Origin of the sequence: Olleya sp. 1-3 (assembly GCF_002836085.1) — a bacterium.
Lineage (GTDB): Bacteria > Bacteroidota > Bacteroidia > Flavobacteriales > Flavobacteriaceae > Olleya > Olleya namhaensis.
This window is the reverse complement of sequence record NZ_PJBW01000001.1, coordinates 32,536-47,157: the sequence shown is the minus strand read 5'-3', so window position 1 is coordinate 47,157 and position 14,622 is coordinate 32,536. Positions and strand designations below refer to the sequence as shown.

Genomic DNA, 14,622 nt, shown 5'->3' with positions numbered 1-14,622 from the left:
TATAAAAAAAGCGATTCATTTGAATCGCTTTTTTTTGTTTTGTATCGTATTATAAATTATTCTTTTTCCTTTTTTGGTTTAAATATAAAGGCATCAGAAAACTTTTTCTGCACGTCTAAAAGCGCGCGGTCTGCCTCTAATCTAGATCTAAAGTTACCAACTTGAATTTTGTAGTTTGGCGAGTCAAATACTAATTGAGAGCGCCATTGTCCAACGGAACCATCAAACTTGGATTTAGCGCTTTCAGCTTGTGCTAAAGTTCCAGAATAGATCTGTATTTTATACTTATCGCTATTCTTTTCATCTTTATTTAAGTCCTTTTTAATTTCTAATAACTTATCAATATTAGGGTCTTCATTAATAACGATTGTCCCTTGTTGTGCATAGCTAATAGCGCAAAAACTAATTGTAATTAAGGCGGTTAGATAGTATGCTTTTATTTTTGGTTTCTTCATTTTATAACGGATTTAATGCAAATGTAAAAGTATTAAACTTAAAAGTGACGCGTTTTATTATTTAGAATTTATCTAAATTAGCAATTAAGACTTCTTTAAGATTTTAAAAATCGACTTTAAGTATTACTTTTGCGTAACGTTTTTCGAGCTGAAATATGTATTCAGTAATGAAAAAATCATACCAAAGTCTAGAAGTAAATTCAATATATAATATGAAACAGGTGATTCACCGTAAGTTAAGTAGTAACTACCTTCGTTTAAGCTTAATTTTTTTACTAACGTTCTCAACATCAATCTTCGCTCAAGATGGCGACCCTGTTGTTGGTAAATCATTATTTAATGCTAACTGTATAGCTTGTCACAAGCTTGACAAAAAAATGACTGGTCCCGCTTTGCGTAAAGTGGAATCGCGTTTGGCTGACTCAGAAGGTTTAGATAGAGAATGGTTTTACAAGTGGATAAAAAACAGTGCTGGTTTAATTAAGTCTGGTGACGCATATGCGAACAAGATTTATAATGAGTACAATGGTGCTGCTATGAGTGCTTTTCCTACGTTGTCAAATGCGGATATAGATAATATCTTAGCATACACTGCAGAGGATGCTGCTCCAGCTCCAGCGCCTGTACCAGGTGGTACTGACGGAGGAGGTTCTTCAACGTCTCAAGAAGGTGGTATTTCAAATAAGTTAATTTTAGGAGCTTTAGGTGTGTTGTTTGCTTTATTAGCAGGGGCATTGTTTTTAGTAAATAAAACGCTTCGTAATTTTGCAGATGCAAAAGGGGTTGCTTTAACTGAAACAAAACGTACGCCAATTTGGAAAGCTTTTGTTCAAAATCAATTTTTAATATTTGTAACTGTTATTGGTTTATTATTGGCTAGTGCTTATTTTGTATATGGATTCTTTATGCAAGTAGGAGTTAATCAAGGATATCAACCAGTACAACCTATACATTATTCACACAGAATTCATGCTGGAGATAATGGTATCGATTGTAAATACTGTCACTCTTCTGCAAGAGTTAGTAAGCATTCAGGTATTCCATCATTAAACGTATGTATGAACTGTCATAAATCTATTTATGAAGTTGCTCCTGAAACGCAAGCGGAAGGTTTAGCTGAATATGGTGTTGATTATAACGCTGAGATCAAAGAATTGTACAAAGCTGTTGGTTGGGATGATGCCGAGCAAAAGTATACAGGAAAGTCTTCTCCAGTAAAATGGATTCAGATTCATAAGTTACCTGACTTTGCATATTTTAATCACTCGCAACACGTTGTTGTTGGAGGTATTGAATGTCAAACGTGTCACGGTCCTATTGAAGAGATGGAAATAGTTTCTCAACATGCGCCATTAACAATGGGGTGGTGTATTAACTGTCACAGAAAGACTGACGTTAAAGTAAAAGATAACGCATATTACACAAAAATCCACGAACAATTGTCTAAGAAGTACGGTGTTGAAAACCTTACAGCCGCACAAATGGGAGGATTGGAATGTGGTAAATGTCATTACTAATAACAAAATGACGCTTTTCCAGTACAATGGAAAACTTGAAAATAATTAATAAAGAAATAAATTCAATTATATAATATGTCATCAAACAAGAAATACTGGAAAAGTGTTGAGGAGCTAAAAGATAGCTCTATTGTTGAGACGCTAAAACAAAACGAATTTGTTCAAGAAATTCCTACTGATGAGTTCTTAGGTGATAAGGATACATTAGAAGCTTCTTCAACAACACGTCGTGATTTCTTAAAGTATGTTGGTTTTAGTACAGCTGCTGCATCATTAGCAGCCTGCGAGGGACCAGTAGTTAAGTCTATCCCTTATGTGGTGCAACCAGACAGAATAGTGCCTGGTGTTGCTAATTATTATGCAACAACTATTGCTAACGGATTTGATTTTGCAAGTGTTTTAGTTAAGACTCGAGAAGGTCGTCCAATTAAAATTGAAAACAATACTTTAGCTGCAACCAATGGTCATGCAAATGCTAGAGTAAATGCTTCAGTTTTAGATTTATATGATAGTACAAGAGTACAAGGTCCGATGAAAGGTGGAAACGCTATTTCATGGTCAGATTTTGATTCTGAAACAACACAAGCTTTAAATGGTTTGAAAAATTCAGGAAAGCAAATCGTTTTGTTAACTCAAACTTACGCTAGTCCATCAACATCTAAATTAGTTGCAGAATTTACTGCTAAATACGGTAATGTAAACCATGTGGTTTATGATGCGGTTTCAGAGTCTGCTGCTTTAGATGCTTACCAAGCAAAATATGGTGAGAGAGGTTTAGCTAATTACGATTTTTCAAAAGCTATGACTGTAGTATCTGTGGGAGCAGATTTCTTAGGAGATTGGCAAGGAGGTGGATTTGATTCTGGATATTCTAAAAAAAGAATTCCAGCGCATGGAAAAATGTCACGTCATATTCAGTTTGAATCTAATATGTCTATATCAGGTGCAAACGCTGATAAACGTGTTCCATTAACGCCAACACAACAAAAATTAGCTTTAGCACAATTACATAGTTTAATCGTAGGAGGTTCAGTCAATACAAATGACTTGCCTGCTAAAATTAAAGAGGCTGTTCAAAAAACTGCTTCTGAGTTGATTAAAGCTGGTAGTAATGGTGTTGTAGTAACAGGTATTCAAGATGTAAATGCTCAAACTGTTGTTTTAGAAATAAATGCAAAGTTAGGAAGTAAGGCATTTGATCCTAAAACACCTATTAAAACACGTCAAGGTAACAATAAAGATGTTCAAACTTTAATTGCTGATATGAAAGCAGGAAAAGTAGGTGCAGTTATCATGAGCGGTGTTAATCCAATGTATACATTACCTAATGCTAACGATTTTGCAGAAGGTTTAAAAAATACGACGTTATCAGTTGCGTTTACTTCTAAAGAAGATGAAACTGCTGGTTTAGTACAATATATAGCAGCAGCACCACATTATTTAGAGTCTTGGGGTGATGTTGAATTAAAGAAAGGTCACTTTGCTTTAATGCAACCAACAATAAGACCATTATTTGATACAAGACAGTTTCAAGACACTTTATTAAAGTGGACTGGAAATGCAGTGGCATTAAATGAGTTTATCAAAACAACTTGGAAAGAATCTATCCTTAATGGTGGATCTTACAATCAAGCTTTACATGATGGAATTTTTGTAAGCAACAATACTGCTACAGATGTTGTTTCTGAGGAAGTAGAAATAGATGAAGTACCTGCTAGCAATGCAGCTAGGACTTTAGCTAGTTCAGCAAAAGGTACAGGTGTAGAGTTGACATTGTATTCTAAAACAGGAATGGGTGATGGTCAACAAGCAAATAACCCTTGGTTACAAGAGTTTCCTGACCCTATTACAAGAACATCATGGGATAACTACTTAACGGTATCTAAGTCAGATGCAGAAGCTTGGGGAATTGTTAATGAAAACGATTCTACAGGAGCTTTAAACGGTAGTTATGTTACTTTAAATGTTAACGGTTCTGAAGCGTTGACTGTACCAGCAATTATCCAACCAGGTCAAGCAAAAGGAACTGTAGGATTAGCGTTTGGTTACGGTAGAACTTCAGGTCTTAAAGACGAAATGAAAACGGGTGTTAACGCGTTTACACTATATAACGATTTCAATACAGTTCAAAGTGTATCTATTGAGCCTGCAACTGGAATGCATGAATTTGCATGTGTACAGTTACAGAATACTTTAATGGGACGTGGAGATATTATAAAGGAAACGACATTAGAGGTTTTTAATACTTATGATAGTCAAGATCATAAGCATGGTTGGAATAAAATACCAATGGTATCTTTAAATCACGAAGAAACTCCAGTAACGTCTCCAGAAGTTGATTTATGGGATGAATTTGATCGTTCAATTGGACATCACTTTAATCTTTCAATAGACTTAAATGCTTGTACAGGTTGTGGAGCATGTGTTATTGCTTGTCACGCTGAAAACAACGTGCCAGTAGTAGGTAAAGAAGAAATTAGACGTAGTCGTGATATGCACTGGTTACGTATTGATAGATATTACTCATCAGAAGATACATTTGCTGAAGATGATGCTAAAAAAGAAGGGTTCTCTGGTTTATTTGGAGATAACGGTTCTTTAGGAGGTTTTGGAGAATTAGAAGATCCTGCAGATAATCCACAAGTAGCATTTCAACCCGTAATGTGTCAACATTGTAATCATGCACCATGTGAGACTGTTTGTCCTGTAGCTGCTACAGCGCACGGTAGACAAGGTCAAAACCATATGGCATACAACAGATGTGTTGGTACAAGATATTGTGCAAACAACTGTCCGTATAAAGTAAGACGTTTTAACTGGTTCTTATACAATGGAAATGACGAGTTTGATTACCACATGAACAATGATTTAGGTCGTATGGTAATTAACCCTGATGTTACGGTTCGTTCTCGTGGTGTAATGGAAAAATGTTCTATGTGTATTCAAAAAACACAAAAGACTATTCTAGACGCTAAACGCGATGGACGTGAGATTAAGGATGGTGAGTTTCAAACAGCTTGTTCTGCCGCTTGTGGTAATGGAGCAATGATTTTTGGAGACATCAATGATAAGGAAAGTAAAGTTGCAAAACTTTTAAAAGACGATCGTATGTATCACTTATTAGAAAGTGTTGGTACCAAGCCTAATGTGCAGTACCATACTAAAGTGAGAAACACGAAAGAAGCATAAAAAGGATTAATTAATAAACAATTATAAAGGATTATGGCGTCTCATTACGAAGCACCTATTAGAAGACCTTTGGTTACCGGTGAGAAATCTTACCACGATGTAACTGTAGATATCGCAGCTCCTGTAGAAGGTAAGGCTAACAAACAGTGGTGGATTGTATTCTCTATCGCACTTGTAGCTTTTCTTTGGGGAATAGGTTGTATTATTTATACCGTTTCAACAGGTATTGGAACTTGGGGTTTAAACAGAACAGTAAACTGGGCTTGGGATATTACTAACTTCGTTTGGTGGGTTGGTATTGGTCACGCAGGAACATTAATTTCTGCAGTACTTTTATTATTCCGTCAAAAATGGAGAATGGCTATTAACCGTTCTGCGGAAGCCATGACAATTTTCTCTGTAGTTCAAGCAGGTTTATTTCCAATTATTCACATGGGTCGTCCATGGTTAGCATATTGGGTATTACCTATACCAAACCAATTTGGTTCGTTATGGGTAAACTTTAACTCTCCTTTACTTTGGGATGTTTTCGCGATTTCTACTTATTTATCGGTATCATTAGTATTCTGGTGGACAGGTTTATTACCAGATTTTGCAATGTTACGTGATAGAGCTGTTAAACCTTTTCAAAAGAAAATTTATAGCTTATTAAGTTTTGGATGGACAGGTCGTGCAAAAGACTGGCAACGTTTTGAGGAAGTATCTTTAGTGCTTGCAGGATTAGCTACACCATTAGTATTATCAGTACACACAATTGTATCTTTTGATTTTGCTACTTCAGTAATACCTGGATGGCATACAACTATATTCCCTCCATATTTCGTGGCAGGTGCTGTATTCTCTGGTTTTGCAATGGTAAATACATTACTTATCATTATGAGAAAAGTATGTAACTTAGAAGACTATATTACTGTACAACATATCGAGTTAATGAATATTGTAATTATGCTTACTGGGTCTATAGTAGGTGTTGCATATATAACTGAGTTATTTGTTGCATGGTATTCTGGTGTAGAGTATGAGCAATACGCTTTCTTAAACAGAGCAACGGGACCTTATGCATGGGCATATTGGGCAATGATGTCTTGTAATGTATTTTCACCTCAGTTTATGTGGTTTAAAAAATTACGTACAAGTATTATGTTCTCTTTCGCTATTTCGATAGTTGTAAATATCGGAATGTGGTTTGAGCGTTTTGTAATTATTGTTACATCACTACACAGAGATTACTTACCTTCTTCTTGGACAATGTTCTCACCAACATTTGTTGATATTGGAATTTTTATCGGAACAATAGGGTTCTTCTTTGTACTATTCTTATTGTACTCTCGTACTTTCCCAGTAATAGCACAAGCAGAGGTTAAGACTATATTAAAGTCTTCTGGTGATAATTATAAAGCTATCAGAGAAAGAGGTGATAGTTTAGTAGGGACAGGAGCTGATGCTAGAACGTCAGTAGTGAATAATAAAGAAACTAATAATTTAAAGTAGCATATGGAAGCTTCAAAAGTAATTCACGCTATTTATAACGATGACGATGTGTTAATGAATGCAGTTAAGCAAGTCAAAGCTGCAAAGTATCACATTGACGAAGTTTATACACCTTTTCCAGTTCACGGACTAGACAAGGCAATGGGATTAGCTCCAACACGTTTAGCAATTTGTGCATTTATGTATGGTTGCGTTGGTTTAACTGTAGCCACATTAATGATGAATTTTATCATGATTGAAGATTGGCCACAAGATATTGGTGGGAAACCTAGTTTTAGTTACCTAGAAAACATGCCGGCATTTGTACCAATTATGTTTGAGCTTACAGTATTTTTTGCAGCCCATTTAATGGTTATAACATTCTACTTAAGAAGTAAAATGTGGCCATTTAAAAACGCTGAAAATCCAGATCCAAGAACTACAGATGATCATTTTTTAATGGAAATCTCTGTTACTGGAAACCAAAATGAATTAGAAAGTTTATTAGGTCAAACTGGAGCGGTAGAAATTAACATAGTAGATAAAGCACATTAATTAGATATAATGAAGCATTTAATTAAAATATCAATCATAGCATTAATAGCAGTATCGTTTACTTCTTGTAATAATAGTGCGCGTCCAAATTACCAATACATGCCAAACATGTATGAATCTGTTGGATACGAAGCTTACCAAGAGTCAAATGCATTTGCAAATGGTGTTGAAGCACAATTACCAGTCGATGGTACAATTCCTAGAGGTTATACACCTTTTGAATATTCTAGCGATGTTTCTGGTTATAATTTAGCTAAGGCTGAATTAGTATCACCTTTAGATTCAACTCAGTTTGATGAGCCAAGAGCTAAAGAATTATACACTATTTACTGTGGTATTTGTCATGGTAACAAAGGAAACGGTCAAGGTAACTTAGTGAAGAGAGAAAAAATTCTTGGAGTCCCTAGTTATGATGACGCAGGTAGAGCAATAAATGTAGGTAGTATTTACCATGTTATTTATTATGGTAAAAACTCGATGGGATCTTACGCTAACTTTTTAAGCGAAGAAGAGCGCTGGCAAGTAGTTGCTTACGTTATGAAATTAAAGGGAGACCTAGAAAAATAAGATTTAGATAAAGTTTATATACAGATATGTACACACTTTCAAATAGACTAAAAATAGTATCACTTGCCTTAATCGTGGTAGGAGCAATACTATGGGGAACAGGTTATTATACATCTCATCATGTTACACAAGATGATGTGAAAATTATGTTAGCTGAAGAAGCGAGTCATGGTGGACACGGAGACGCGCACGCTGTTGCAGATACTCATGCTACTGAAAGCGTTGCTCACGGTGATGCTCATGCTACTAATGACCACGCTGAAGCTGGTAATGCAGAGGTTGATCATGGTGACGCTCACGCAGAACATGTAATGCACCAAATTCATAACAGGCCCTATTCGGCACTTTATATTGCAGCATTTTTCTTTATGATGATTGCTTTAGGAGCTTTAGCTTTTTATGCTATTCAGCAAGCAGCTCAGGCTGGTTGGTCTCCTTTGTTATTTAGAGTGATGGAAGGTATTACTTATTATTTATTACCTGGTGCATTAATTGTAGTAGCAATAGCAGTTATTTCTGGAGATCATATTTTTGTTTGGATGAATCCTGATATGGTTAATCCAGAGAGTGCTGACTATGATAAATTAGTAGCTGGTAAATCAGGATGGTTAAATACAACAGGTTTTGTAATTAGAGCTCTAATTTTTATTACAGGATGGTCAGTTTATAGATACTTTTCTCGTAAATTCTCATTAGCTCAAGATGATGCTCCAGCAGGTGATACTCGTTATTTTGTCAAAAATTTCCGTATATCAGCAGCATTTTTAGTATTCTTTTTATACACAGAGTCTATGATGTCTTGGGATTGGATTATGAGTGTTGACCCACACTGGTTCTCTACATTATTTGGATGGTATGTGTTAGCTGGTATGTTAGTATGTGCTGTAACAGTAATGGCAATGATTACTATATATTTAAAATCTAAAGGATTATTACCTAACGTTAACAATAGTCATATTCATGATTTAGCTAAGTTCATGTTTGGATTTAGTATTTTCTGGACGTATTTATGGTTCTCTCAATTTATGTTAATCTGGTATTCTAACATACCTGAGGAAGTAACTTACTTTATTACAAGAATTGAAGACTATAACTTACCATTCTTTGGTATGGTGGCAATGAATTTCTTGTTCCCATTATTATTATTAATGAATAGTGACTTTAAGCGTGTGTCTTGGTTTGTAATCATGGCAGGTGTAGTAATATTAGCAGGGCATTATATTGATATTTTTAATATGATTATGCCGGCTACAGTTGGAGATAGATGGTTTATAGGTATGCCAGAAATTGGTGCAGTGTTATTATTTGCAGGTTTATTCATGTTTATAGTATTCTACGCTATTTCAAAACAATCTTTAGTGCCTAAAGGAAACCCTTTCATTAAAGAAAGTGAAAACTTCCATTATTAATAAAAATTAAATAAAGAAGAACGATAACAATGACGACTTTATTATCAATTTTAGTTTTAGTATTTATTTTCGTTGCAATTTGGCAAATGGTTAAAATCTTTGATTTAACCCAAGTCGGAAAGACAACAGAAAATAATCAAGTTGCAAACGACGACGACAACCGTATTAATGGTTATTTAATGATAGGTTTTTTAATCTTCATTTATGTTATAACAATCGTGTGTTTTGTTAAATGGGGAGATTTACCTTTAATGTCTAATTCTGCTTCAGAGCATGGACCTGGTATTGATAGTTTAATGATCATTTCAATGATTGTTATCTTCTTTGTACAAACGGTAACTCAGTTTTTATTACATTATTTTGCTTTTAAATACAAAGGTGAAAAAGGTAGAAAAGCTTTGTTTTATGCAGATAACAATAAGTTAGAAGCTATTTGGACTATTATACCTGTAATTGTTTTAGCAGGTTTAATTATTCAAGGTTTATTTACTTGGAATAGCATCATGAATATTGACGAAGAAGCTGATCCAATGGTTATTGAATTATATGCGCAACAATTTAATTGGAAAGCGAGATATTCAGGGCCAGATAATGCTTTAGGAAAAGCTAACGTAAGATTAATTGATATCAACAGAGCTAATGAATTAGGTGTTGACGAAGCAGATCCTAATGCTCAAGATGACGTTATCGTAAAAGAATTACATTTGGTTGTTGGTAAACCTGTAGTGTTCAAGATGCGTTCTCAAGATGTATTACACTCAGCTTACATGCCTCACTTTAGAGCTCAAATGAATTGTGTTCCTGGTATGATTACTCAATTTGGATTTACGCCTACTGTTACGACTGCTGATATGCGTGAGACAGAGGAAATGAAAGAGAAAGTATTTAATATTAATGAGATCAGAAGAGATAAAAGCAAGTCTTTAATTGCTGAAGGTAAGGAAGGTTTAGAACCTTACACATTTGATTATTTATTACTTTGTAATAAAATTTGTGGAACTTCTCACTATAACATGCAAATGAAGATTATAGTAGAAACGCAAGAGGAGTACGACGAATGGATGAAGGGGCAAAAGCTTTTCGTAGATTCATTAGTAAAAAATTAAGAACAAAAATTCAATTTAAAGATTTTTAGATTATGTCAGCACACGTAGAAGAACATGGACATGACGATCATGGTCATCATCATAAAGAAACATTCATAACTAAGTATATATTTAGTCAGGATCATAAAATGATTGCTAAGCAGTATTTAATTACTGGTCTTATAATGGGAATCATAGCTGTAGTAATGTCAATCATGATGCGTATGCAAATTGCTTGGCCTGAAGAGTCAAATCCATTATTTAAAGCATTATTAGGAAAATGGGCACCAGATGGTGTAATGAGTGCAGATATCTATCTTGCATTAGTTACTATTCATGGTACTATCATGGTTTTCTTTGTACTTACAGCAGGTTTAAGTGGTACGTTTAGTAATTTACTTATTCCATTGCAAATTGGAGCTCGTGATATGGCTTCAGGATTCTTAAACATGGTATCTTACTGGTTGTTTTTTACATCTAGTATTATTATGGTATGTTCTTTCTTTGTTGAGGCAGGTCCTGCTGCAGCTGGATGGACAATTTATCCTCCACTTAGTGCATTACCAATGGCTCAAGGGGGTTCTGGTTTAGGTATGACAATGTGGTTAGTCTCTATGGCTATATTTATTGCATCTTCTTTATTAGGATCTTTAAATTATGTTGTAACGGTAATTAATTTACGTACTAAAGGAATGTCTATGACTAGATTACCTTTAACAATATGGGCATTTTTTGTAACAGCTATTATTGGTGTTATTTCTTTCCCAGTTTTATTATCTGCTGCATTATTGTTAATAATGGATAGAAGTTTTGGAACGTCATTCTTTTTATCAGATATATTTATTCAAGGTGAAGTTTTACATTACCAAGGTGGTTCTCCAGTTTTATTTGAGCACTTATTTTGGTTCTTGGGTCACCCAGAAGTATATATTGTATTATTACCAGCATTAGGTATTACTTCAGAGATTATTGCAACTAATTCACGTAAACCAATTTTTGGATACCGTGCCATGATTGCTTCAATTATAGCAATTGCATTTTTATCTACAATTGTTTGGGGTCACCATATGTTTATTTCAGGAATGAATCCTTTCTTAGGTTCTGTGTTTACATTCACAACCTTATTAATTGCAATTCCGTCAGCAGTAAAATCATTTAATTATATTACGACACTTTGGAAGGGTAACCTCCAGATGAACCCAGCCATGCTTTTCTCAATAGGATTGGTATCTACTTTTATTACAGGTGGTTTAACTGGAATTATTTTAGGTGATAGTGCTTTAGATATTAACGTACACGATACTTATTTTGTAATTGCTCACTTCCACTTAGTGATGGGTATATCTGCTTTATATGGTTTTTTCGCAGGGGTTTACCATTGGTTCCCTAAGATGTTTGGTCGTATGTTAAACAAAAACTTAGGTTATGTTCACTTTTGGGTAACTGCTGTTTGTGCTTACGGGGTATTTTTCCCAATGCACTTTATTGGTATGGCAGGTTTACCAAGACGTTACTATACTAACACTAACTTCCCATTGTTTGATGACTTAGCGAGTGTAAACGTAGTAATTACAATTTTTGCAATTATTGGAGCTATTTTCCAAATCGTGTTTATCTACAATTTCTTTGCTAGTATCTTTTACGGTAAGAAAGCAGAGCAAAACCCTTGGAGATCTAACACTTTAGAGTGGACTACTCCTGTAGAGCATGTTCATGGTAACTGGCCAGGAGCTATTCCTCACGTATACAGATGGTCTTATGACTATAGTAAACCAGGACACGATGAAGATTTTGTTCCTCAAAATGTTCCTCTTAAAGAAGGAGAAGAAGAATTACAACATTAGATTTTTAAATCTATCTATAATATTGAAAAGCCTTTCTGATAATTCGGAAAGGCTTTTTCTTTATATTTGTTTAAGCTGATTGCACTATCAGAATCCAACAATAATTTAATGAACGATAACCTAGATCCAACCAACGAGAATTTTACGCCAGAAGAATTTGATGTAGAAAAGCAATTAAGACCATTATCCTTTGATGACTTTACCGGTCAAGATCAAGTATTGGAGAATCTTCAAGTTTTTGTTCAAGCTGCAGTTGCACGGGACGAAGCATTGGATCATACCTTGTTTCATGGACCTCCTGGTTTAGGAAAAACGACATTGGCTAATATATTAGCAAATGAGTTAGGCGTTGGTATAAAAGTTACTTCTGGTCCTGTATTGGATAAACCTGGAGATTTAGCGGGTTTACTAACTAATTTGGATGAAAGAGACGTCTTGTTTATTGACGAAATCCATAGATTAAGTCCAATAGTAGAAGAGTACCTATACTCCGCAATGGAGGACTATAAAATTGATATAATGATTGAGTCTGGCCCAAACGCAAGGACGGTTCAAATTCATTTAAATCCATTTACTTTAGTTGGTGCAACGACTAGATCAGGATTATTAACAGCTCCAATGCGTGCACGTTTTGGAATACAAAGTAGATTACAATACTATAAAACAGATTTATTAACTACAATTATACAGCGTAGTGCAGAAATACTAAATGTACCTATATCTATGGAGGCTGCAATTGAAATTGCTGGTCGTAGTCGTGGGACACCTAGAATAGCTAATGCATTGTTACGTCGCGTTCGTGATTTTGCACAAATTAAGGGTAATGGTAGTATTGATATTAAAATTGCTAGATATAGTTTAGAAGCGCTTAATGTGGATGCTTACGGTCTAGATGAAATGGATAATAAAATACTATCTACAATAATTGATAAGTTTAAAGGTGGTCCTGTCGGAATTTCTACTATTGCAACTGCAGTGAGCGAGAGTACAGAAACCATTGAAGAGGTTTACGAACCTTTTCTAATACAACAAGGGTTTATTATGCGTACACCACGTGGTCGTGAGGTCACGGAATTAGCGTATAAACATTTGGGTAAAATTAAAGGTCCTATTCAAGGCGGGTTGTTTTAACCAATATAATGTTTTTAATGTGTTTTAGTATATCGTGAGTTATCAAAAGGGATTTTAAGATTAAAGAATAAATGAAAAATATACCTGAAGTATCATTATTAAAGTTCATTAAGCATTCATTAGAAATTCTTAAAAACCCATTACCTTTTCATAATCGAAACTTTCAATTAAAAGGAGATATTTTTAAGCTTAACGTTGGTTTCAATACAAAAATACATTTTTGTCGTGACGCAGCTTTCGCACAATATGTCCTTCAGAAGAATCAAAAAAACTATGTTAAGTCTAAAATACAGACTGTAGATTTGGTAAAGTATGTTGGTGAAGGTTTATTGACTTCCGAAGGTGCTAAATGGAAAGTACAACGCAAAATGATGCAACCCGCTTTTCATAAAAAGCAATTGCAGAATTTATTAAGCGGAATGCAAGAAACTATTATATCAGAATTTGATAATATAGAGGTTGGTAAAACTATAGACGTATTTCCTATTCTTAATGATTTAGCTTTCCAAACAGTAGTAAAATCTTTATTTACTCAGGCTGCTAATAGTAAGGATATGGATAGGCTTCAATTTATTACGGAGGCTAATCAGCGTATGTTGGTTAAAGAGTTGCGACAACCTTATTTAGCTTGGTGGTTTAAAATTGGAGGTGCTTTAAATAAACATCTAAAACTATCTGAAGAAGCTAGATACATTTTAAAGGGCATTGTCGCAGAAAGAAAATTATCTGGTAAACGTTATGACGATTTGCTTGACATGCTATTAGAAACCAGATATGATGATGGTAAAGGCATGAGTGAAGCGCAGCTTATTGATGAAATTTTAATCATTTTTACAGCAGGTCACGAAACAACATCTAATGCTTTAACATTTACATTCCAATTATTAGCTAAACATCCAGAATGGCAAGATAAAATATATCAAGAATGGCAAGCTTTAGGAGGAGATACTGCGGATTTAATGACGCGTGTTGCTTCGTCTAAAGTATGTCAACAAGTATTAGAAGAGTCCATGAGGTTGTATCCACCGGCGTATTTTATAGATCGTGTTAATGTGGAAGCTGATAGTTTTAATGATATGGAATTTGAAGCAGGAAGCAACTTATTGTTTTCGGTTTACGAAATCCATAGGCATCCAAAGTTATGGGAAAATGCAATTGATTTTATGCCAGAACGATTCGCGGATGGTGGACGACAATTTTCTGCCCAATACTTTCCGTTTGGTGCGGGACCAAGAAAATGTATAGGTAATAATTTTGCAATGTTTGAAATGATTATTGCTATTACAGAATTACTTAAAAAGTATAAAATAGAACCCAAAATTGATGCTATAGAGATCACACCCTTAATTACCCTTAAACCAAAAAATGCGTTTTTAAAATTTGTAAAAAGGTAATTGATT

General features: G+C 34.6%; 11 protein-coding genes. 10 read left to right on the top strand and 1 reads right to left on the bottom strand.

Annotated elements, in window-relative coordinates:
* Nucleotides 1–56: 56 nt before the first annotated feature.
* Nucleotides 57–455: an SPOR domain-containing protein gene (locus tag CXF54_RS00185; RefSeq protein WP_101201966.1), complete on the bottom strand. Its 399-nt coding sequence runs from the start codon at nucleotides 453–455 to the stop codon at nucleotides 57–59.
* Nucleotides 456–667: 212 nt separating this feature from the next.
* Here CXF54_RS00185 and CXF54_RS00180 point away from each other — a divergent pair, with 212 nt between their 5' ends.
* The 10 genes from CXF54_RS00180 to CXF54_RS00135 all read left to right on the top strand — a co-directional run bounded on the left by CXF54_RS00180 (nucleotide 668) and on the right by CXF54_RS00135 (nucleotide 14,616).
* Nucleotides 668–1,972: a c-type cytochrome gene (locus CXF54_RS00180; RefSeq protein ID WP_101202237.1), complete on the top strand. Its 1,305-nt coding sequence runs from the start codon at nucleotides 668–670 to the stop codon at nucleotides 1,970–1,972.
* A 75-nt stretch (nucleotides 1,973–2,047) separates the two neighbouring features.
* Nucleotides 2,048–5,161, top strand: coding sequence for a TAT-variant-translocated molybdopterin oxidoreductase (locus CXF54_RS00175; protein ID WP_101201965.1), 3,114 nt, complete (start codon nucleotides 2,048–2,050; stop codon nucleotides 5,159–5,161).
* Between the two features lie 33 nt (nucleotides 5,162–5,194).
* The gene (gene nrfD / locus CXF54_RS00170) at nucleotides 5,195–6,652 is read left to right on the top strand and encodes an NrfD/PsrC family molybdoenzyme membrane anchor subunit (protein ID WP_090836400.1); all 1,458 of its coding nucleotides are present in this window, start codon (nucleotides 5,195–5,197) and stop codon (nucleotides 6,650–6,652) included.
* A 3-nt stretch (nucleotides 6,653–6,655) separates the two neighbouring features.
* The gene (locus CXF54_RS00165) at nucleotides 6,656–7,186 is read left to right on the top strand and encodes a DUF3341 domain-containing protein (RefSeq protein WP_090836398.1); all 531 of its coding nucleotides are present in this window, start codon (nucleotides 6,656–6,658) and stop codon (nucleotides 7,184–7,186) included.
* Between the two features lie 9 nt (nucleotides 7,187–7,195).
* Nucleotides 7,196–7,753 (top strand): c-type cytochrome, encoded by a 558-nt coding sequence (locus tag CXF54_RS00160; RefSeq protein WP_198551029.1) that lies wholly within the window; start codon nucleotides 7,196–7,198, stop codon nucleotides 7,751–7,753.
* A gap of 26 nt (nucleotides 7,754–7,779) precedes the next feature.
* Nucleotides 7,780–9,162 carry a quinol:cytochrome C oxidoreductase gene (locus tag CXF54_RS00155; protein ID WP_101201964.1) on the top strand — a complete coding sequence of 461 codons (1,383 nt, stop codon included), beginning with the start codon at nucleotides 7,780–7,782 and terminating at the stop codon, nucleotides 9,160–9,162.
* A 29-nt stretch (nucleotides 9,163–9,191) separates the two neighbouring features.
* Nucleotides 9,192–10,268, top strand: coding sequence for a cytochrome c oxidase subunit II (locus CXF54_RS00150; RefSeq protein WP_101201963.1), 1,077 nt, complete (start codon nucleotides 9,192–9,194; stop codon nucleotides 10,266–10,268).
* Between the two features lie 32 nt (nucleotides 10,269–10,300).
* On the top strand, nucleotides 10,301–12,091 hold the full coding sequence (locus CXF54_RS00145; RefSeq protein WP_090836392.1) for a cbb3-type cytochrome c oxidase subunit I: 1,791 nt from the start codon (nucleotides 10,301–10,303) through the stop codon (nucleotides 12,089–12,091).
* Between the two features lie 108 nt (nucleotides 12,092–12,199).
* Complete coding sequence (ruvB, locus tag CXF54_RS00140; RefSeq protein ID WP_090836390.1) at nucleotides 12,200–13,222, top strand: Holliday junction branch migration DNA helicase RuvB; 1,023 nt, start codon at nucleotides 12,200–12,202, stop codon at nucleotides 13,220–13,222.
* Between the two features lie 71 nt (nucleotides 13,223–13,293).
* The gene (locus CXF54_RS00135; protein WP_101201962.1) at nucleotides 13,294–14,616 is read left to right on the top strand and encodes a cytochrome P450; all 1,323 of its coding nucleotides are present in this window, start codon (nucleotides 13,294–13,296) and stop codon (nucleotides 14,614–14,616) included.
* Nucleotides 14,617–14,622: the final 6 nt, after the last annotated feature.